Annotated in this window: 11 protein-coding genes; 6 read left to right on the top strand and 5 right to left on the bottom strand. The window is 37.7% G+C overall.

What is annotated here, in order from left to right; genetic code table 11:
• Positions 1-109: 109 nt before the first annotated feature.
• The 4 genes from M0M44_RS20685 to M0M44_RS20670 all read left to right on the top strand — a co-directional run bounded on the left by M0M44_RS20685 (position 110) and on the right by M0M44_RS20670 (position 4,324).
• Entirely contained in the window at positions 110-1,507 is a 1,398-nt protein-coding gene (locus M0M44_RS20685) for a DHA2 family efflux MFS transporter permease subunit (RefSeq protein ID WP_248727420.1), read from the top strand.
• A gap of 158 nt (positions 1,508-1,665) precedes the next feature.
• Positions 1,666-2,244 (top strand): Crp/Fnr family transcriptional regulator, encoded by a 579-nt coding sequence (locus M0M44_RS20680; protein ID WP_248727419.1) that lies wholly within the window; start codon positions 1,666-1,668, stop codon positions 2,242-2,244.
• A 163-nt stretch (positions 2,245-2,407) separates the two neighbouring features.
• Positions 2,408-3,265: an SDR family oxidoreductase gene (locus M0M44_RS20675; protein ID WP_248727418.1), complete on the top strand. Its 858-nt coding sequence runs from the start codon at positions 2,408-2,410 to the stop codon at positions 3,263-3,265.
• Positions 3,266-3,316: 51 nt separating this feature from the next.
• Entirely contained in the window at positions 3,317-4,324 is a 1,008-nt protein-coding gene (locus tag M0M44_RS20670; protein ID WP_248727417.1) for a VOC family protein, read from the top strand.
• A 64-nt stretch (positions 4,325-4,388) separates the two neighbouring features.
• Here the strand turns inward: M0M44_RS20670 and M0M44_RS20665 are convergent, their stop codons facing one another.
• From M0M44_RS20665 to M0M44_RS20645, 5 genes are all read right to left on the bottom strand, one after another.
• A complete protein-coding gene (locus M0M44_RS20665) occupies positions 4,389-5,180 on the bottom strand; it encodes an SDR family NAD(P)-dependent oxidoreductase (protein ID WP_248727416.1) in 792 nt (263 codons plus the stop codon).
• Between the two features lie 50 nt (positions 5,181-5,230).
• A complete protein-coding gene (locus tag M0M44_RS20660; RefSeq protein WP_248727415.1) occupies positions 5,231-5,812 on the bottom strand; it encodes a TetR/AcrR family transcriptional regulator in 582 nt (193 codons plus the stop codon).
• A gap of 76 nt (positions 5,813-5,888) precedes the next feature.
• The gene (locus tag M0M44_RS20655; protein WP_248727414.1) at positions 5,889-6,875 is read right to left on the bottom strand and encodes an SDR family NAD(P)-dependent oxidoreductase; all 987 of its coding nucleotides are present in this window, start codon (positions 6,873-6,875) and stop codon (positions 5,889-5,891) included.
• 315 nt (positions 6,876-7,190) lie between these two features.
• The gene (locus tag M0M44_RS20650; RefSeq protein WP_248727413.1) at positions 7,191-8,015 is read right to left on the bottom strand and encodes a hypothetical protein; all 825 of its coding nucleotides are present in this window, start codon (positions 8,013-8,015) and stop codon (positions 7,191-7,193) included.
• Positions 8,016-8,104: 89 nt separating this feature from the next.
• A complete protein-coding gene (locus tag M0M44_RS20645; RefSeq protein ID WP_248727412.1) occupies positions 8,105-8,905 on the bottom strand; it encodes a helix-turn-helix domain-containing protein in 801 nt (266 codons plus the stop codon).
• Positions 8,906-9,612: 707 nt separating this feature from the next.
• Here M0M44_RS20645 and M0M44_RS20640 point away from each other — a divergent pair.
• A complete protein-coding gene (locus M0M44_RS20640) occupies positions 9,613-15,750 on the top strand; it encodes a T9SS type B sorting domain-containing protein (RefSeq protein WP_248727411.1) in 6,138 nt (2,045 codons plus the stop codon).
• A 446-nt stretch (positions 15,751-16,196) separates the two neighbouring features.
• Positions 16,197-22,508, top strand: coding sequence for a collagen-like domain-containing protein (locus M0M44_RS20635; protein WP_248727410.1), 6,312 nt, complete (start codon positions 16,197-16,199; stop codon positions 22,506-22,508).
• Positions 22,509-22,540: the final 32 nt, after the last annotated feature.

The following is a 22,540-nucleotide window of genomic DNA, read 5'->3' as shown; positions in this document are numbered from 1 at the left end:
AATTCTCAAACGGGTTTTTATTTTAGAAAATCAGATTTAACACTTTGGAGCGCTTTTTTTTATTAATTTACATAGTCTTACAAATCGAGTTTTTATCTAAAACTAAAAGATGCTGAATAATAAAGAAGAAAAGAAAGAACAAAATGCAGTATATCTGCTTCCTTTGGTAACTGCAATCGCCATGTTTATGCAATCTTTAGATGGTACAATTCTTAATACTTCGCTGCCTTCAATAGCCAAAAATATGGGATATTCGGCAACCGAAATGGATTCGGTTATTGTAACCTACACACTCACATTAGCAATGTTTATTCCGCTTTCAGGATGGCTTGCAGATAAGTTTGGCACCAGAACAATGTTTATGATTGCTGTATTTCTGTTTATCATGGGATCTTTGTTTTGTGCCCTTTCAGTTGATTTGAATACGCTTAATATGGCACGTGTTTTACAAGCGGTTGGTGCTTCAATGATGGTGCCAATTGCCCGATTGGCTATTTTGTACCAATACCCTAAAAACGAACTGCTTAAAACAATGAACTTTATAACCTTATTTGGATTGTTAGGAATGGTTGCTGGTCCAAGTTTAGGAGGTTTTCTATCTGATAATTTCAGTTGGCATTGGATTTTTCTAATAAATATACCAATAGGACTAATCGGAATTTCGATGGCATATCGCATTATGCCTAATTTTAAGCACGCAGTAGGAAGATTCGATTTTAGGGGATTGGTTTATTTCAGTTTGGCACTAATTTCTATTACTTTGGTTTTAGAACTTATTGGAAACGGACGACCACACATGATTGTAATTCTAAGTTTATTGTTTCTCTTCGGACTGCTTTCTCTCTTTTATTACATTCATTATAAAAAAACTGAAAAACCCATAATCGACCTGCATCTTTTAAATATTAGAACCTTAAAAATAGGGCTGATGGGAAGTTTAATTACCAGACTTGGAATTGGCGGACTGCCATTGCTTTTACCGCTTATGCTGCAAACCAGTTTTGGTTACTCGGCATCTGTATCAGGATTATTGCTGTTGCCTTCTGCTTTGTCCAATGTTGCTGTTAAACCTTTTATGGTAAATATTATAAAGTTTTTTGGTTACAGGACGGTATTGATAAGTAATACCATTTTGCTAGGAATTGTCTTGATTGTTCTTGGATTTGTAACGAAAGAAACCCCAATTGGATACTATATTTTATTGATGATATTCTACGGAATTTTCACCTCTATACAAATGTCTGCCATGAACACCATTACGCTTTCAGATTTAGATCAAGATACAGCGAGCGGCGGAAATACTATGTTGGTTATTATGCAGCAGCTTTCAGTAAGTTTTGGAGTTTCTGTGGCGAGTCTTGCGCTTTCTTTATTTCAGGACGGAATATTCAATGTAGACGCTTCAAAAGCATTTCAATATACTTTTATTGCATTGGCTGTTTTTACGATCTTTTCAAGCTTTACTTTTTCAAAATTAAGTAAAACAGATGGAGGAGGCTATATGTAATTTTGTTTCGTATAAGTAAGTTGTTAATTCTAAAAAAAATCAAAGCTTATCTTATCAATCTAACTTGTTTTGGATTAAGTTATTCTTCTTTAAAAGGATCGGTTTTATTTACAATCAAGATTTGTTCTTCAAATGGCTTTTGCATAATTTTACATGCTATGTATGAAATATTCCAAAAGTATCTAGAAGAAAAAACAGAACTGACTCAGGCAGAATCGGAACGTATTCAATCATTTGCTATAATTAAAAAACTTCGTAAAAAACAATATTTGCTTCAAGAAGGAGATGTCTGGAAATACGATGCTTTTATTACAAAAGGCTGTGTTCGAACTTATACCGTTGATGAAAAAGGCAGTGAGCATGTAAATAATTTCAGTATCGAAAATTGGTGGACAGGAGATCGCGAGAGTTTAATGATGCAGCAACCGTCTCGTTTTAATATTGATGCTATTGAAGATACAGAGCTTGTTCTTTTTACTCATGAGAATTTTGAATTGCTATGCAGAGAAATTCCTGCATTTAATAATATGGTAAATGCTATTCTGCAGAGAAGTTTTATTGCCGCTCAAAATAGAATTCAGGCTTCACTTACTTTAACGGCCGAAGAAAAGTATTTGAACTTTATAAGTAAGTATCCAGGTTTTGCTTCGAGAATTCCTCAAACTATGATCGCTTCGTATTTGGGTATGACACCAGAAACGCTAAGCCGTATTCGAAAACAAACAGCAAAGAAATAAACGTATAGGGAGCTTTTAAAGCTCCTTTTTTTATGTCTTCTTCCAACTCTTGATCTATATCAAGTTTTTACTTATTTCTAATCAATGTACAGGTTTTGCATTCATCGCAACTTTGTAATGTTCAAAAGAAACAAACATTATAAACATTTAAATATTAGAAATCATGTCAAAAACAATTTTCATTACAGGAACAAGTACAGGCTTCGGAAAATTAACAGCCGTAACATTAGCAAACGCAGGTCATTCCGTAATTGCAGGAATGCGAAATACAAATGATAAAAATGCCGCTGCTGCGAAAGAATTGCAAGCAATAGAAAACATTGAAGTAGTAGACATCGATGTTACAGATGATGCATCAGTTACTAAAGCAATCGAAAAAGTATTAGTTAAATACGGAAAAATAGATGTTTTAATCAATAATGCAGCAGTAAGTGGTTTTGGTTTGCTTGAAGGATATTCTATCGATCAGGTTCGCAAAATGTTTGATGTAAACGTTTACAGCGTACTTCGCATGTATCAGGCAGTGCTTCCTTCGATGAGAAAAGAAAGAAACGGACTCGTAATTAACATTACAACAGGAGCAAGCGCGCATACACTTCCATTTATGGTTCCGTATATCGCATCAAAACTAGTGGTTGAAAGTTTTACAGAAGGATTGCAAGACGAACTTGCCGATTATGGAATTGAAAACGTAAGCATTCAGCCTGGAGTTTATCCGACAGAAATGAATAACGGATCTAAAGCGGGTATTCACGCTGACAAAACACAAATTGTAGAAGAATATGGAGAAGCAGCAACCGAAAAATTCAACGCATTAGGCACTGCATTATTTGGAAAAATGGCTCAGTTTGATATGAATCCGCAGACCATTGCCGATGGTATTCTAGAATTGGTAAGTATGAAAAAAGGAGAGAGACCGCTTCGTTTTCCACTAGATGCCATTGCTCAAGGAACCGATAAAGAATTTATAGAAGCCCGCGCCAATATTAAAGCAAAATGGGTCGCAGCTTACACCAATTAATTCCCTCCTTTAAAACACATTTTAATAATTTACTTAAGATTGAAAATAATCATGAAAACAACGCATAAAAAATCAAATAAAAAAGTGCAAACTTCAGCAGCCACAATGCTTAATTTATTAATACTCTTTTCTGCTTCAGAAAAAACAGTTGCACAAACTAGTGCAGGAATCGTCGGAATCGATCATGTCGGAATCAATGTTCCTGATCTTAATAAAGCCGTTACATTTTTTAATGATGTTCTGGGTTTTACACCTGTAACTCAATTAGGACCAATTCCGCTTGACGCTGATTGGAAAAAACTAAATCACATTAATCCAAATACTGGAGCCGTTACCATAAAAATGATCAATGCAGGAAACGGAGCAAGTATAGAAGTGTTTGAATATGCAGACAATAAAGGAAGCAAAACACACCCTAATACAGAAGATATTGGAGCATCTCATATTGCATTTTATGTAAAAGATATCAATGCATCTGTGCAATATTTGAAAAGTAAAGGTGTAAAAATGATAGGAGAACCTTTTACAATGACTTCTGGTGATACAGCAGGAGAAACTTGGGTTTATTTTGAAACGCCTTGGGGATCTAAAATGGAATTGGTTTCTTATCCTAATGGGAAAGGATATGAAAAAACGAATCCAAAAACGATATTATGGTCTCCAAAAAATGAAGTAATGAAAAAAGTTTCTGCTGATGATTTCGATTCTAAAAAGAACACGGCAGTAGTAGAAAACCATCTTAAAATCTGGAATGAAAAAGATGAGGTGAAACGCAAAGCTTTATTAAATCAAGTTTATGCGGTTAATGTTGAAATGGTTGACCGTCATTTTATTGCCGAAGGAATTGAGGATATCAATAAATTCATCGTAGAACTTCAAACTAAAAATCCTGATTTTAGATTTACAGCCCAATCTGTTGAAACCAATCATAATATAGTTCGTTTGTATTGGCAGTTTGGTTCAAAAGTAAAACCATCTATTGTAAGCGGTATGGATTTGTTTGTGATCGAAAATGGTAAAGTTCAGAAACTGTATGTTTTTGTGGACCAAAAAGAATAACTTTTAATTGATTTTGAAAGTTTTAAAAAGCCAGAACAATAAGTTCTGGCTTTTTAAATTTCTATTAAACGGTTTTTAAAACACCACCATCTGCTCGTAGAGAAGCTCCATTTGTTGCCAGAGAAAGAGGACTTGCGAGATAAGCGGCAAGGGAGGCAATTTCAGATGGATTTATAAAACGCTGCAATAAAGAATGCGGATTGGTTTGCTGTACAATGCTATTTTTCATTTGTTCCACTTCAATATTCTGCAGGGATGCTATATGTTCTATAGTAGTCGCAACACCATCAGAATAAGTGGGTCCGCCTAGAATGGTATTTACGGTTACCTCAGTTCCAATGGTTAGTTTTGATAAGCCATTGCTCACAGCAGTCATTGCTGCTTTAGTCATTCCATAATGAATCATATTTCCTGGAATGTTAACTCCAGATTCACTGCTTATAAAAATAATTCTTCCTGATTTCTTTTCTAGCATTTGTGGTAAAAGTTTCTTAGAAAGACGAACAGAACTCATCACATTAATTTCAAATATTTTATACCAATCTTCATCTTCAATTTCTTCGAAGTTTTTTAGATCGAATATGCCAATATTATTAATTAAAATATCAATGTTATTTAATTGGCCTAATAGCGCATCTATTTGATCCTTTTTGCTAAAATCTGCTGCGATTCCAGATACTTTACAGTTAGGAAATTCAGTTTTCAATTTTTGGACCGCCAGATTTGTTTTTTCTTCACCTCTTCCGTTGATGATTACTTCTGCTTTTTCATTTAATAATTGTTGTGCAATAGCAAAACCAATTCCTTGAGTCGATCCACTGATGAAAGCTTTTTTACCTTCTAATTTTAAATCCATTTTTTTAATATTTAATTTTGTAATGATTGATACATAAATAGTCAAAAAAATTAGCTGATGACAGCTAATTGCATTTCGATCTGATCTTTTAATATTTTCTTGTCAGGATACATTCTGCGGAGCGTATTAAGTCCGCACCAAAACGTGATGAGGTATTTTCCCAGAATCTCAGGAGCAGTTTTAGATTTTATGTTTCCTTTAATTTGTTCGGTTTTTATGGTTGCTGTAAACATCTGTTCGACTTCTTTTAAAATCTGTACAGCATTTGCTTCCAGATCTTCATCTATATAAGCCATTTCGACGATTGTATTGGCGATAATACATCCCTTCAGATGTTCATCTGCGTCAGCTTCTGCTATACTTCTAAAAAAATCTTTAATTAATTCTAAAGGCGAATCACTTTTAGCAAGTTGATTTTTAAAAGCATCAAAAGCTAATCTGCGTTCTTCAATAGCTTTTTTAAAAACTTCTTTTTTTCCGCCTTTAAAAGTATTGTAGAAACTCCCGGCTCCAGCTCCAGTTGCTTTTTGCAAATCGCTTAAAGAGGTTGCACTGTAGCCTTTTTGCCAAAAAACTTCCTGAGCCTTTTTTATGATATTAGAATCTTCATAGATTGTGGGTCTGCCTCTCATTTGATTTTATTTTGTAACGATCGATACAAAATTATATAAAAATAATGATTCAGGCAATTTTTTTTAATAGTATCCTTTAAGAAGATTTTTTAAGAACTAAAAATAAAGCGGCTGCGATGCCTAATCCCATAATTGCAGTTTTAGCAAAATTAGAATCTGTTTTTGAAGGCAGTTTCCCGTAAACTCGTAATGGCTCTTTCGAATTGGTAAGCACATTTCCAGGATTGTTTTCCTTATTTTGGTTGAGTTTCATTTTTAGACGAAGTGCTGTCGATGCTGTATTACTAATTAATTTTGGAAACAATTTATAGGTAGTAGTAATTGCGGCTGCTTTAAAATCAGGAAACAAATCTTTTTTAGGATGTTTTGCCAAATAAACCATTTTAGCCGCAGTTTCGCGGGGATCAGAAGCAATAAAAGGAATTTTGATTTCAAAACCCGAATACTTAGCAGAGTGAAGATTTCCTGTAGAATTTTGTAATTGAGGATAGAGATTGCAAACATGAATATGTCTGCGATTAGAAATTTCTCCCTGCAAACATTCCATCATACCTTTAATACCAAATTTTGATGCAGAATATACAGCACTGTAAGGCGCGGGCATAAAACCACCAATTGATATATTATTAATTAAAATACCGTGATTTTGATTTTTAAAAATTTTGATTGCGTTATAAGCTCCATGCATATATCCAAATAAATTGGTTTTTATAACCTGCTGATGAATTTCTAACGGAATTTCTTCAAATTTTCCACTTGCCATCACTCCGGCATTATTGATCCAGATATCGATTTTACCGCTCATAGCGAGGGCTTCTGTGGCAACTTTCTCTACATCTTTGGCTATAGAAGTATCTGCCGAAACACCCACAACAGGAACATTTAATGCTCGGCAAAATTCTACAACTTCATTAATACCTTTCCAACCTCTGGCTGCTAGAACTAAATTGCATCCTTCATGAGCAAAAGCTTCTGCGGCTGCACGGCCAACACCACTGCTTGCACCCGTTATAACAACTGTTTTTCCTTTTAGATCATTGGTATATTTTCCTTCATTCTTCATATCCTAAATATTAAAGTGCGTAAAAGCGCATTTTACTGCGGTGAGTTACTCAAATTGCTTTTTTAGACAAGATGCGCTTTTCGTTTGTTCTGCTAGAACTACTTTTTAAGATATATTTTTTATCAGATGTTCGTGTACTGGATATTCTATTTTTTTGATTTAAAAAAAGCATAGCAAGTAATTTAGCAACGAAATAGCTTTTTCGTCTAATTGAAATATAAAATTAGATGAAAACTATTTGCTCGCTGTTATATAATTACGCTTGCTAATTGCTTAATTAAGAGATTGCAAAAGGGTCTTTGATTATGAAGCTATTTACCTAATCCTTACAAATTTTAGATTTTCAGTTTTGGTTGTAATAATTAGATCCGCTTTGTGCAAGATATATTTTCCTTTCAGATAGTCTTTTGTTTTATTTTGTGATTTATCATTAGTTTTTAAAGTTAAAGAATCTTTGGTAAACGAGTATTCTCCATTTACAATGCTATCCAGTCGATCTGTTTTGTTAATTTGAAAATTATTCATGATTTCAAAATGTAGCCTTTCTTTAGTTTGAAGATTTTCCCAAGTTCCGTAAAAATCGTCTTGTGACATGTATTTGGTTTTCATAATACTGAACATAATAAAGAAACCAATGAATACAGCAGGAATATAGACGAATTTTATTACGCTAATCTTATTCATCCATTTAGGTCTGTCACTGTTTTGATACAATGGAGGTTCTTCCAAAAAATATTTTAGAAAAACTTTATAATCAGAAAATAGTACAAACAATGCCATTAGGGTTAATGTTATCGCAATTTCTTTTGCATTAATATCATAAGCAAAATCTGTTAGAAGAATATTGACCATAAAAGTTAGGAAAAGAATAATCCCTATTCTTGTCGTTTTTCTAAAAAAGAGTAGAAACGAGCTTATAATCTGAGTAACGGCAATAACCATTGGATACCAATTGCAATAACCATAATAATACCAAGTAAGACGAAAACCATCGAGAGAGCCAATTGGCATATCATATACGCTTGGCTGTGATACAAATTGGGTTTTTAATATTTTACCGTAAGCATATAAGATTATGATGGTAGCTAGAAAGTATCTGCAAAAGGTGTGTAAAAAAAGATGTATTTTTTGCCAGTTCATATTTTTTGGGATTTTTTTGTTTTACATTATTTGGTATTGGGTAAAAGTATATGATCCCAAAATCGCAGAATTGTACAAATGGAAACTGTTTAGACAAACAGCCAAATATTTTCTTTTTCTGTATCTATATTTTTGAAAAATATTTGTGGTTTCCTGTTTGTAAGCTCTTTAAAGTTTCGAATAAAATGAGATTGATCGTAAAAATCGTACTGAGATAACTCAGAAAAATTCTTGCTTTGCTTCTGCTTAAGGATTGAGTTTCTAAAACGATGAATTTTTCGGTACTCTGAAGGTGATTTCCCAATATGTTTTGTGAAGAGCTTATTCAAATATTGCCTGCTCATTTGATGTTTAAGAGCGATTTCTTCAATCTTTTCATCTGTTTCAATATCGGCAAGTATTTTTTCAATTAAAGAAAAATCTTTGACTTGTAATTTAGAAAGCAGATAATCTTCAAGCTCCTGACTTTGTCTGTCTTTGTCCAAATTGAAAATTTCAATCATTTTAGCATTAAAGTCAGGCATAAAAGTAAAATCCAAAATAGTACTTTCTGAAAAAATACTTTTTGAATCTGATAAAAATTGACCTATTCCTAATGGTTTAAAGTAAATCGTAACTTCATTTATAAGTTCTTTGTAATGAATTTTAATAGGTTTGGTATAACGTGAAACTACACATGTCATGATATTTTTATCTGGCGATGACTTTAGGATGACTTCGTTATTTTGTATTTCAACCTCTATATCTTCATTGGTAGTTAGAATGCAGAAATTATTAGGGAAAGTTAGATATTTTACAGAGCCCGAATTTTTATCTTTTGAAATAAAGTAATACCCTTCAATATATTTTTTTAAAATTTCATTTTTCGGCTGATAAAAATCCAGATTCATTTGTTCTCTTTGCGGTAATTGATAAAGGTTTATTCTTTCGGGAATAGTATTGACAAAACTAAAATAGCAAATTAAAAGTTTGCGCTATCGTTGTCTGTTCTTTTTTAAATTTAAAATTGACAAAATAATACCAGTTCTCTTTTTGTTTTTATCATAATTGCTTAAAATGATAGTTCAAATTAAGCGTGGAAGATTATTCTTGTTTATAATTTGTTACTGTTTTTTTAAAATAATTTTAATTAATATATTGAAATTCAGTACTTTTACTATTATCTGTTCCAATACGCTTTTAGATTTAATTGAATTTTCAAACGATATTCATTAATAAAAGCCATTACTACAAGCCAGATTAATGGTATAACTTTTTCCATGCCCACAATGTTTAATTGATTTTTTAACTTTTTTTTTTAAAGATTTTGTGTTAACTATTTGTTATTAAGTTGTTTAGTGGTTATTGGTGATTGTTCTGTTTTCAATTTTTTTAAATCTCGACTTTTAAAAAAAAGTCTTAATCTACAACTTTTAAAATTTCTAGAGACAGAATTAGAATTTAACTAGCAAGACTTTTGCATCCGCTTTCGTAAAAGGAAGAAAATCAATTAAATAAGAAAATTTAATTACCAAACAAATTCTTTTAATGCATTATAATTCTATTTTTTAGGAGCATTGTATTCAGACTAAGAGTGTTTAATTAATAATGAACAATTATGAAATCAAAAATTACTTTAGTAGTAATGCTAATTATGTTACCCGTTATGAATTTTATGGGTAATATTGCGTTTGCGCAGACTGTAAGCGGTACAGCTAGTAATACCGGATGTATCTCTAGCGGTTCTGTAAATGCTTCTAGTACAGGACTTGGGTCAACGCCTCAGTACCAATTGCTCCGATCTGGGGTTGTTGTTGCTCCAGTTCCTGGAGATGGCACTCAATTTACCAATGATCCTGTTTTTACAGGTTTAATTACTGGTAGTTATGTTGTTAATGCAAGAGCATCTACGGGAGGAACAGTTTATAGCAGTACGACTATTGCTGTTACCGATGGTTATACACCGATGGTAGTAACAACGCCGACAAAGGTCGCTGGCTGTGTTGGCGGCAATGCAGTTCTAACAGCAACAGTAACGGCAGGAAAAACCCCATTTACTTATACTATTGCAACACAAGCGGCTCCTGGTACCATCTTGCAAAGCAGTGGAAGTATAACGGCAAATTCATTTACATTTAACGCTCTGCCAGCTAATAGTTATATTATTAGTGTGACAGATGACTGCGGTCAGACAATTACGGGAGCAACATCTATTACTAACCCTACTTTAGGACTAAATGATATTAAATTAGGGTATATTGCTTATCCTGGTTATTCGACCGAATACAATTGTGGAGCAGGACTTTATGTTACGAATTCGGCTAACTTTAGATATGTTGCCACTAATACAATACTTTCTGCAGCTGATGCTGCTAACTTTACCTGGAAAATTAAATATCAGGGACTATTATATGGTAAAGATATAGATGCCGATGGGTTTAGTGATGTTGGAGGTGCTGGTTATCCTTCGACACAAACAAAAATTGGTTTGCCTGCAATTGCCACAAGAGACGGTGTAATAGCAGATATTGCTAACATGAAGGCCGTATTAATAGATAATTGTGGAAATACGAAAGAATTTCCTGTACAGATATTATATAATACAATTGCAGCTACTAATTGTGCAAATAGTGGATTAGTACGTATGGGACCTTCATCGCTTGCTTGTATACCAATAAACGTTACTTTTACAAATATTGCCAATAGTGCTGATGTTGTTTTAAAAACAGTTACCGCTCCGGTAAATAATTTCACCGGTTTTACAACAGGTGCTACTTATCATGTTACTTACACAGATGCAGAAGGAAATACAACAGGAGATTTTAGTTTACCTGTTTCACAAAATATAACTATTCCTGCGGCACCAAACATTACCTTGTTTCAATATGCATCTGCGCGTAATATGAATGTGGTTGGTTATGGGACTTTAAGTGTAAATGTAAGTCCATTTCAAACCGGAGATGTAATCGGTTTTACAGTAACATCCTCAAACAATTCATTAGTACCTGTTGGATACTCAGGCAATGTACCGTTAGATGGTGGAGGTTATGCCAATTTCCCAAAAGTAAATGCTACTGATCCTACAGCAAACTGGCCAAAAGGAAATTATACCTTAGATATAACAACCCCTTGTGGTACAAAAAGTATAAATGTTACGGTGGCTGGTTTTGCGGCAACTTTATCTGCAAATTATACAACAACCCCTGTTTGTGGAGGTTTTAATTATGTAATGAATGGTACTTTTGATGACCCGCCTTCTTATCAGGTTGTTATTATTTCAGGACCATCAAGTGTCGGCCAAACAAGAGATTTAGCTAGTACAACAGCTTCATTGCCTTTTAATGGTTTGGGATACGGTACCTACGTATTTGCTCTTCGCTCAAAAGGAGGAACACAAAACTTTTTTACTCAAACAGTTACCTTTGATGCAAATAATGCTATTATAGTTGATAAAACAAATACTGGGGGATATGTCTGTGCAAGTGGTGCCACAAATGGTGTTTTGACTATTACAGCGACATCTATTTCACCTCCGCCCGGCAACGTGTTGCAATATGCTTTAAGTACAGACGGCGGTACCAATTACGGACCTTATCAAAATGGCAATACTTTTAGCGGATTAACAGATAATATTTATTTTTTTAGAGTAAAAGATGATTGTGGTAATATTATTACCCAATCTGCACAGATTGGTGTAGCTGCCGCTCCAACTATAACTGCAGATGGTATTGCTACACCTGCAACGGTTTGTAATGTAGGCTCAGGAACTATACAGCTCGATGTAGATGTGTTGGGAGCTGTTTCTTATTTATGGGCCGGACCGGGTATAAATGCAAGCAATGAAAATGTTAAAGATCCTGTTATAAATTTTGCAGATTTACTAGTGGGAGCAAATAATATAACGGCTACGGTAACTTTTGGAGCCCCCTGCAGCAGCAGCACAGTTTCTAATTTGACTATCAATGTTAACCCGCTTCCCACCATTGCTATTACAAATCCTGCAGGGGTTTGTGCACCCAATTCTGTTGATATTACTTCTGCTGCCATAACTGCCGGAAGTGATGCAGGTTTGACCTATACTTATTTTTCTGACGATATTGGCACCGTACCCATAGCTGATCCTGCTGCAATCACAATAGCTGACACCTATTATATAAAAGGAACAAATGCAAATGGTTGTAGTTCAATTTCACCAGTTGTAGTTACTATCAATGCTTTGCCAACAGCATCCATAAACTATTTAGCTACACCATATTGTAAAACAGGAACGGCTGCCGTTGAAGAAATTGGCGTAGCGGGAGGAATTTATTCCTCAGATCCTGATTTAATTATTAATGCAGCAACGGGAGAAATTGATTTAGCAGCTTCTACAGTTGGAGATCACACGGTAACTTATACCTTTAATGACGGCAGTTGTTCTAATACCACTACTGCACTTATTACTATAAATGCACTTCCAATAGCAACAATTAGTTATCCAAACGCACTTTATTGTCAAGCCGGAACAGCTGTTTCAACTGAAACGGGTATTCTTGGAGGAGTATACAGCGGAGATGCAGGTTTAAGCATTGATGAAATAACAGGAGCTATAGATTTAGCGGGTTCTACTACTGGAAATCACACTGTGACTTACTTTTTTAGTGATGGTACCTGCTCAAATAGTACGACTGCATCAATAGTAATCAATCCAGTTGTATTACCATCTCCTTTATCCAATATCAACGCGCAATGCGAAGCAACACCAACTGCGCCAACTTTAACAGATATTTGTGCAGGAACTATAACGGCCGCGACCTCGACGGTTTTTCCTATTACAACTCAGGGAACAACTGTAGTAACCTGGACTTTTGATTATGGAAATGGATACACGCAGTCAGTAAATCAAAATGTAATTATTGAAGATACGTTTTCTCCCGTTATGCCAATATTATTAGATGTAACAGGACAATGTGAGGCAACTCCAACGGTTCCAATAGCTTCTGATGCATGCACGGGGGCAATAACAGGAGTAACGACAACTCCATTTCCAATTACAGCAAAGGGTACAACAATTGTATTGTGGACTTTTGATGATGGAAACGGTAATACTTCATTTGCCAACCAGAATGTTATTATAACAGATACTACTGCGCCCAAGGCGCCCGTATTAACTGATCTGACAGGAGAATGCTCTGTAATACCGACGGCTCCAACTACTGTTGATAATTGTGATAGCGCAACAATAATAGGAACCACAAGCACTTCGTTCCCAATTACGGCTCAGGGTACAACTACAGTAACATGGAACTTTACCGATAGTTCAGGGAATACTGTAACAGTTAATCAAAATGTAATTATAGATGATCTCACACCTCCGACAGTACCAGTTTTAGCCGACGTCAAAGGAGAATGTGCAGCAACGCCAGCTGTGCCAACAGCAGTAGATGCATGTTCAGGAACAATAACGGGAACTACAAGCACATCTTTTCCAATTACAGCTCAGGGAATTACAGCAGTAACTTGGACATTTGATGACGGAAACGGAAATATTGCAACAGCCGTTCAAAATGTAATTATTGAAGATACGTTTTCTCCCGTTATGCCAATATTATTAGATGTAACAGGACAATGTGAGGCAACTCCAACGGTTCCAATAGCTTCTGATGCATGCACGGGGGCAATAACAGGAGTAACAACAACTCCATTTCCAATTACAGCAAAGGGTACAACAATTGTATTGTGGACTTTTGATGATGGAAACGGTAATACTTCATTTGCCAACCAGAATGTTATTATAACAGATACTACTGCGCCCACGGCGCCCGTATTAACTGATCTGACAGGAGAATGCTCTGTAATACCGACGGCTCCAACTACTGTTGATAATTGTGATAGCGCAACAATAATAGGAACCACAAGCACTTCGTTCCCAATTACGGCTCAGGGTACAACTACAGTAACATGGAACTTTACCGATAGTTCAGGGAATACTGTAACAGTTAATCAAAATGTAATTATAGATGATCTCACACCTCCTACAGTACCAGTTTTAGCCGACGTCAAAGGAGAATGTGCAGCAACGCCAGCTGTGCCAACAGCAGTAGATGCATGTTCAGGAACAATAACCGGAACTACAAGCACATCTTTTCCAATTACAGCTCAGGGAATTACAGCAGTAACTTGGACATTTGATGACGGAAACGGAAATATTTCAACAGCCCTTCAAAATGTAATTATTGATGATATAACGCCGCCCGTAGTACCAGTTTTAGCCGACGTTAAAGGAGAATGTGCAGCAACGCCAGCTGTGCCAACAGCAGTAGATGCATGTTCAGGAACAATAACCGGAACTACAAGCACATCTTTTCCAATTACAGCTCAGGGAACCACAGTGGTAACTTGGAGTTTTGATGACGGAAACGGAAATATTGCAACAGTTAATCAAAATGTAATTATTGATGATATAACGCCGCCCGTAGTACCGGTTTTGGCTGATATAACGGGGCAATGCAGCGTAACACCTGCCGTCCCAACAACTACAGATGCATGTTCAGGTTTAATTACAGGAACAACAACAGTTGCTTTTCCTATTACAGCTGTCGGAACCACAATTGTAACATGGACATTTAATGACGCAAATGGAAACAGTGTAACAGCAAACCAAAATGTCGTTATCAGCCAGATAGCATTGGTAGGCACAGAAGCGGCAGTTTGTTCAACAGCAAATGCAGGTTATACTATTACTTTATCCGTAAACGGCCAGGAGCCTTATACGGCATCAGGTACGGGGGCACCAGGTACATGGTCAGGAAATACCTGGACTTCTGGATTAATAAGCGCAGCTACCAATTATAGTGTAAACCTGCAGGATGCAAGTGCTTGTAATACAGTTACAGTTGCTGGAGTTTCTCCAAACTGCTGTAGTTTCAATGTAACTTGTCCAACTTTTCAGCCTTTGACAGTTTCTTGTTACGATGAGGTTCCTTCACAAGTAAGTTTAACAGAAGTACAGTTTGAGGCCTTAGGCAATGGTGATGGCCAAATTGCTGAAACCAATTGCGGAGTAATTGAAATTACTGCAGCAAACAGTCCAGATCCAGGCTGTAACGCTAACGTAACAAGAACATATACCGTAACAGAATACGACGATGCCAATAGAAATGGTCTGCGGGATGCTGGAGAAAACACAATTTTAAATACGGCCATTTGTACGCAGATAATTCAAGTTCACGATACCATAGCGCCAGTATTTGCAGAAACACCGCCGACAGCAGTTATAAATGCAGATTGTGATACTATACCCTCCGCGCCAGCTTTTACAGCAACAGATAATTGTGGCAGCGCTGCGGTATCGTATGATGAAACTCGGGTCGACGGAGATTGCAGCAGTAGATATACACTCATCAGGACTTGGACCGCCTCAGATCAGTGCGGTAACCAGAATTCATTGGTACAAACCATAAATGTGTCTTGTGTCGAAGAAATATACAACGCCATATCGCCAAACGGCGACGGGCTAAACGACAGCTTATTTATTAAAGGAATTGACTGTTATCCAGATAATGTTGTAAAAATCTACAACAGATACGGCGTTATAGTTTATGAAAAAAACGGTTACGATAATGTCACAAGCCCTTTTGAGGGATTCTCAGATGGACGCGCAACTGTTGCCAGAGGAAACAAACTTCCGACAGGAACTTATTTTTATACTTTGGAATACGACAGTAATGGACGAAAAATAGAAAAAGCAGGTTATCTTTACGTAAGCAGCCAATAAGCTAATTAGATATATTTAAAGTATATTTTTTTTATAACAATTAATGGATCGCTTTACTTTAGCGGCACAAAATCCCGACTATTTATATAGCCGGGATTTTTGTTTTTAATACTGTTTTTCTTCTGCTAATACTTACGTTGCCTGCATTTTACTTCATCGAAAATTACTTCGCAAATATACTTCCTGTTAATTTTCATTTCAAAAAAATGTCCTAAAATATAACAATTAAAACTTTTAGTGGTAAGAAAAAGATTATAAATGTAGAAAATTTGTGTTTTGATAATTTAACTAAAAAATGGCTGTCCACTTCAGTAATACAAATCATATAGATTAAGGATATATTCTGATTTTAAAAATAGGAATATACTTTTTTGATATTGATTTACTACCACTTTTGTTGTCTTGCCAATTGAAATAATTTAATAACAAATTAATGATTCAATCTTATGAAGAATAGATTACTTCCTTTACTATTTGTTTTGGGTAGTTTCTCTGCTTACTCTCAGGTAGTTGTAGGTAAAAAGGATCCAACCAGTTATTCAGCACAGCTGGAAGTTTTTGCGACAAATAAAGGTATATTAATTCCGAGAGTTGCTTTAACAAGTTCAACAGACACTACAACAATGTCAGATGGTAATATAGATAGCTTACTGTTATATAATACAGCATCAGGTTCTGATATAAAGCCGGGCTACTACTACTGGTATATAGACAGATGGCATAGACTTGCGGTTTCTGGTGAAGCAAGTGGTATTGCAGGTGGCAATGGTGCTCCAGGTATAAAAGGAGACCCAGGCTATCCAGGTGAAGGTGTAACTTTTTACACAGACAATTCGACAGGGAACGTATATGTTCAAAACCCTGATGGAACATGGACTGCAATTAACGGCAAAAACGGAATCGACGGTAGAAACGGAATCAATGGAGGAAATGGTCTGCCTGGAACTAAAGGACTGGATGCTACAATCCAAATGTATATTGATTATACAACAGGCATTGTATATGTAAGAGATCCAAAAGATAATACCAAATGGGTTCCATTAAACGGTAAAGATGGAGCAGCAGGAGGTAATGGAGCGCCTGGAGCACCAGGAGTTAATATCCCAGCCGATGCTTCTATTTACGTAGATAATTCAACAGGAGATGTTTATATTTTAAAACCAGGTACAGATTCTCAAGATCCTGCTAACTGGATTCCAATTAATGGTAAAAACGGAATCGATGGTAAAAATGGAATCAATGGAGGAAATGGTCTGCCTGGAACTAAAGGATTAGACGGTTCAATCCAAATTTATATTGATTATTCAACAGGTGTTGTATATGTAAGAGATCCTAAAGATAATAGCAAATGGGTTCCATTAAACGGTAAAGATGGAGCAGCAGGAGGTAATGGAGCGCCTGGAGCACCAGGAGTTAATATCCCAGCCGATGCTTCTATTTACGTAGATAATTCAACAGGAGATGTTTATATTTTAAAACCAGGTACAGATTCTCAAGATCCTTCTAACTGGATCCCAATAAATGGTAAAGATGGAAATAATGGAAAAGATGGTATTACTGGAGGCGACGGCGCACCGGGAGCACCAGGTGTAAGCATTCCATCTTATGCGACTATTTATATAGATAATTCAACAGGTACTGTATATGTTTTAAAACCAGATACAGATCCTAAAGATCCTGCGAACTGGCTGCCAATTAATGGTAAAAACGGAATCGATGGTAAAAATGGAATCATTGGAGGAAATGGTCTGCCTGGAACTAAAGGATTAGATGGTACAATTCAAATGTATATTGATTATTCTACAGGAACTGTATACGTTAGAGATCCTAAGGATAACACCAAATGGGTGCCATTAAACGGTAAAGACGGAGCAGCAGGAGGAAATGGAGCACCTGGAACACCAGGAGTTAATATCCCAGCTGATGCTACAATTTATGTAGATAATTCGACAGGTGACGTCTATATTTTAAAACCAGATACAGATTCTAAAGATCCTGCGAACTGGATATTAATTAATGGTAAAAACGGAATCGACGGTAAAAATGGAATCAGCGGAGGAAATGGTCTGCCTGGAACTAAAGGATTAGACGGTACAATACAAATGTATATTGATTATTCATCAGGTATTGTATATGTTAGAGATCCTAAGGATAACACCAAGTGGGTTCCATTAAATGGTGAAGATGGAATTGACGGTATTCCAGGTGTAAACGGTTCTCCTGGTACAGCGGGTTCAATCACTACCCTTGATGCGATTGTAGTAGATCCTAAAGGAGATATTTATGCCTACATTGGTAAAGATAAAACGATTAAGGGTAGAGATGATGCATGGAGAGACAGAACAGCTGATTGGGTTAAGATTAATGGTCTTGACGGTTCAGATGGTATAGCTGGAGGTCCTGGAGTACCTGGAATCGACGGTGTAAGTGCACCATCAAACGCTACAGTATGGGTTGATAGCAAAACAGGTTACGTTTATGTTAAAGATCCTGCAACAGGAAAATGGGTGAAAGTAACAGGTAATGACGGTATTCCAGGTGTAAACGGTTCTCCTGGTACAGCGGGTTCAATCACTACCCTTGATGCGATTGTAAAAGATCCTAAAGGAGATATTTATGCCTACGTTGGAACAGATAAAACAGTTGACGGACGCGATCAGGCCTGGAAAGACAGAACAGCAGACTGGGTTAAAATCAACGGATTGAATGGAGCCAATGGTATTCCTGGAGCTAATGGAGCACCTGGAACAGCTGGTTCAATCACTACCCTTGACGCAATCATAAAAGCACCAAACGGAGATATTTATGCCTACGTTGGTACAGATAAAACAGTTGACGGACGCGATCAGGCTTGGAAGGACAGAACAGCAGACTGGGTTAAAATCAACGGATTGAATGGAGCTAATGGTATTCCTGGAGCCAATGGAGCACCTGGAACAGCTGGTTCAATTACTACCCTTGACGCGATCATAAAAGCACCAAACGGAGATATTTACGCTTACGTTGGCACAGATAAAACAGTTGACGGACGCGATCAGGCCTGGAAAGACAGAACAGCTGACTGGGTTAAAATCAATGGTCTTGACGGATCAGACGGTATTGCCGGAGGTCCTGGTATACCTGGAATCGACGGTGTAAGTGCGCCATCAAACGCTACTGTATGGGTTGATAGCAAAACAGGTTACGTTTATGTTAAAGATCCTGCAACAGGAAAATGGGTGAAAGTAACAGGTAATGACGGTATTCCAGGTGTAAACGGTTCTCCTGGTACAGCGGGTTCAATCACTACCCTTGATGCGATTGTAAAAGATCCTAAAGGAGATATTTATGCCTACGTTGGCACAGATAAAACAGTTGACGGACGTGATCAGGCCTGGAAAGACAGAACAGCAGACTGGGTTAAAATCAACGGATTAAACGGAGAAAATGGTATTCCTGGAGCTAATGGAGCACCTGGAACAGCTGGTTCAATCACTACCCTTGATGCAATCATAAAAGCACCAAACGGAGATATTTATGCTTACGTTGGAACAGATAAAACGGTTAAGGGCAGAGATGATGCATGGAGAGACAGAACAGCTGACTGGGTTAAGATTAATGGTCTTGACGGTTCAGACGGTATAGCTGGAGGTCCTGGAGTACCTGGAATCGACGGTGTAAGTGCACCATCAAACGCTACGGTATGGATTGATAGTAAAACTGGTTATGTTTATGTTAAAGATCCTGAGACAGGAGAATGGGTAAAAGTAAGTGGCAATAAAGGAGAGAAAGGAGATAAAGGAGATTCAGTATACGAAGAGTGGAAAGCACTTCCTGGCAACGATGGAAAAACATATGAGGAATTCCTAGACGGAATTAAAGGAGCAACCGGAGCAACGGGAGCATCAGCATATGAAATCTGGCAGGGTCTTCCTGGCAACGACGGCAGAACGCTTACTGAATTCCTAGACGGAATTAAAGGAGCGACTGGAGCAACGGGAGCATCAGCATACGAAGAGTGGAAAGCACTTCCTGGCAACGATGGAAAAACATATGAGGAATTCCTAGACGGAATTAAAGGAGCAACTGGAGCAACAGGAGCATCAGCATATGAAATCTGGCAGGGTCTTCCTGGCAACGACGGCAGAACGCTTACTGAATTCCTAGACGGAATTAAAGGAGCCACCGGAGCAACGGGAGCATCAGCATACGAAGAGTGGAAAGCACTTCCTGGCAACGATGGAAAAACATATGAGGAATTCCTAGACGGAATTAAAGGAGCAACTGGAGCAACAGGAGCATCAGCATATGAAATCTGGCAGGGTCTTCCTGGAAACGACGGCAGAACGCTTACTGAATTCCTAGACGGAATTAAAGGAGCAACCGGAGCAACGGGAGCATCAGCATACGAAATCTGGCAGGGTCTTCCTGGCAACGACGGCAGAACGCTTACTGAATTCCTAGACGGAATTAAAGGAGCAACCGGAGCAACGGGAGCATCAGCATACGAAGAGTGGAAAGCACTTCCTGGCAACGATGGAAAAACATATGAGGAATTCCTAGACGGAATTAAAGGAGCAACTGGAGCAACAGGAGCATCAGCATATGAAATCTGGCAGGGTCTTCCTGGCAATGATGGTAAAACATATGAGGAATTCTTAGATGGAATTAAAGGAGCAACCGGAGCAACGGGAGCATCAGCATATGAAATCTGGCAGGGTCTTCCTGGAAACGACGGAAAAACACTTACTGAATATCTTGACGGACTGAAAGGTGCTACAGGAGCAGACGGAGTAAACGGAGCAACTGGACTATCAGCATATGAAATCTGGAAAGGTCTTCCTGGAAACGACGGAAAAACGCTTACTGAATTCTTAGATGGATTAAAAGGAGCAACCGGAGCAGACGGAATTAATGGAGCGACTGGAGCAACAGGAGCATCAGCATATGAAATCTGGAAAGGTCTTCCTGGAAATGACGGCAAAACGCTTACTGAATTCCTAGATGGTATTAAAGGAGCGACTGGAGCAACAGGAGCATCTGCATACGAAATCTGGAAAGGGCTTCCTGGAAATGACGGCAAAACGCTTACTGAATTCCTAGATGGTATTAAAGGAGCAACCGGAGCAGACGGAATTAATGGAGCGACCGGAGCAACGGGAGCATCAGCATACGAAATCTGGCAGGGTCTTCCTGGCAACGACGGCAGAACGCTTACTGAATTCCTAGACGGAATTAAAGGAGCAACCGGAGCAACCGGAGCATCAGCATATGAAATCTGGCAGGGTCTTCCTGGAAACGACGGCAGAACGCTTACTGAATTCCTAGACGGAATTAAAGGAGCAACCGGAGCAACGGGAGCATCAGCATATGAAATCTGGCAGGGTCTTCCTGGCAACGACGGCAGAACGCTTACTGAATTCCTAGACGGAATTAAAGGAGCAACCGGAGCAACGGGAGCATCAGCATACGAAGAGTGGAAAGCACTTCCTGGCAACGATGGAAAAACATATGAGGAATTCCTAGACGGAATTAAAGGAGCAACTGGAGCAACAGGAGCATCAGCATATGAAATCTGGCAGGGTCTTCCTGGAAACGACGGCAGAACGCTTACTGAATTCCTAGACGGAATTAAAGGAGCAACCGGAGCAACGGGAGCATCAGCATACGAAGAGTGGAAAGCACTTCCTGGCAACGATGGAAAAACATATGAGGAATTCCTAGACGGAATTAAAGGAGCAACTGGAGCAACAGGAGCATCAGCATATGAAATCTGGCAGGGTCTTCCTGGAAACGACGGAAAAACACTTACTGAATATCTTGACGGACTGAAAGGTGCTACAGGAGCAGACGGAGTAAACGGAGCAACTGGACTATCAGCATATGAAATCTGGAAAGGTCTTCCTGGAAACGACGGAAAAACGCTTACTGAATTCTTAGATGGATTAAAAGGAGCAACCGGAGCAGACGGAATTAATGGAGCGACTGGAGCAACAGGAGCATCAGCATATGAAATCTGGAAAGGTCTTCCTGGAAATGACGGCAAAACGCTTACTGAATTCCTAGATGGTATTAAAGGAGCGACTGGAGCAACAGGAGCATCTGCATACGAAATCTGGAAAGGGCTTCCTGGAAATGACGGCAAAACGCTTACTGAATTCCTAGATGGTATTAAAGGAGCAACCGGAGCAGACGGAATTAATGGAGCGACCGGAGCAACCGGAGCATCAGCATATGAAATCTGGAAAGGTCTTCCTGGAAACGACGGAAAAACGCTTACAGAATTCTTAGACGGACTGAAAGGAACAACTGGAACGGACGGAGCAACCGGAGCAACTGGAGCATCAGCATATGAAATCTGGAAAGGCATTCCTGGAAACGACGGTAAAACACTTACTGAATTCTTAGATGGATTAAAAGGTGCAACTGGAACTGCCGGAGCAAAAGGAGCAACTGGAGCTGACGGAGTAGGCGGTAAAGTAACTCAAGGTGCAAACATTGTGATTACTGGAGCAGGTACTGATGACGATGCATATGTGGTAAATGCTATTGTTCCTCAACAAGCAATAGATGAATTTACAGCTGCCGCAGGTGATAGTAGTTTTGAATTATCAGCAGTACCTTCTGCGCTTTCTAAAGTGAAATTGTATATCAATGGGGTGCGTATCGATAAAGATGCTATTTCTGTTAGTGGTAAGACAGTTACTTACATCCCTGCCAATAATGGTTCATATGTATTAATGGCTAATGATAATGTAATGATTGATTATTTAAAATAAAAACAGTTTTTTTTTGAAGCTGCGCACTCTAA

The organism is Flavobacterium humidisoli (genome assembly GCF_023272795.1).
Taxonomy (GTDB): Bacteria; Bacteroidota; Bacteroidia; order Flavobacteriales; family Flavobacteriaceae; genus Flavobacterium; species Flavobacterium humidisoli.
Note: the sequence above shows the minus strand (reverse complement) of the source record. Positions and strands in the feature narration are given on the sequence as shown.

Coding starts and splice junctions, on each gene's coding strand:
- M0M44_RS20665 (WP_248727416.1), bottom strand. CDS start 5,180: ATGGATTTAAAATTAGAAGGTAAAAAAGCTTTCATCAGTGGATCGACT.
- M0M44_RS20640 (WP_248727411.1), top strand. CDS start 9,613: ATGAAATCAAAAATTACTTTAGTAGTAATGCTAATTATGTTACCCGTT.
- M0M44_RS20685 (WP_248727420.1), top strand. CDS start 110: ATGCTGAATAATAAAGAAGAAAAGAAAGAACAAAATGCAGTATATCTG.
- M0M44_RS20635 (WP_248727410.1), top strand. CDS start 16,197: ATGAAGAATAGATTACTTCCTTTACTATTTGTTTTGGGTAGTTTCTCT.
- M0M44_RS20680 (WP_248727419.1), top strand. CDS start 1,666: ATGTATGAAATATTCCAAAAGTATCTAGAAGAAAAAACAGAACTGACT.
- M0M44_RS20650 (WP_248727413.1), bottom strand. CDS start 8,015: ATGAACTGGCAAAAAATACATCTTTTTTTACACACCTTTTGCAGATAC.
- M0M44_RS20675 (WP_248727418.1), top strand. CDS start 2,408: ATGTCAAAAACAATTTTCATTACAGGAACAAGTACAGGCTTCGGAAAA.
- M0M44_RS20670 (WP_248727417.1), top strand. CDS start 3,317: ATGAAAACAACGCATAAAAAATCAAATAAAAAAGTGCAAACTTCAGCA.
- M0M44_RS20645 (WP_248727412.1), bottom strand. CDS start 8,905: ATGAATCTGGATTTTTATCAGCCGAAAAATGAAATTTTAAAAAAATAT.
- M0M44_RS20655 (WP_248727414.1), bottom strand. CDS start 6,875: ATGAAGAATGAAGGAAAATATACCAATGATCTAAAAGGAAAAACAGTT.
- M0M44_RS20660 (WP_248727415.1), bottom strand. CDS start 5,812: ATGAGAGGCAGACCCACAATCTATGAAGATTCTAATATCATAAAAAAG.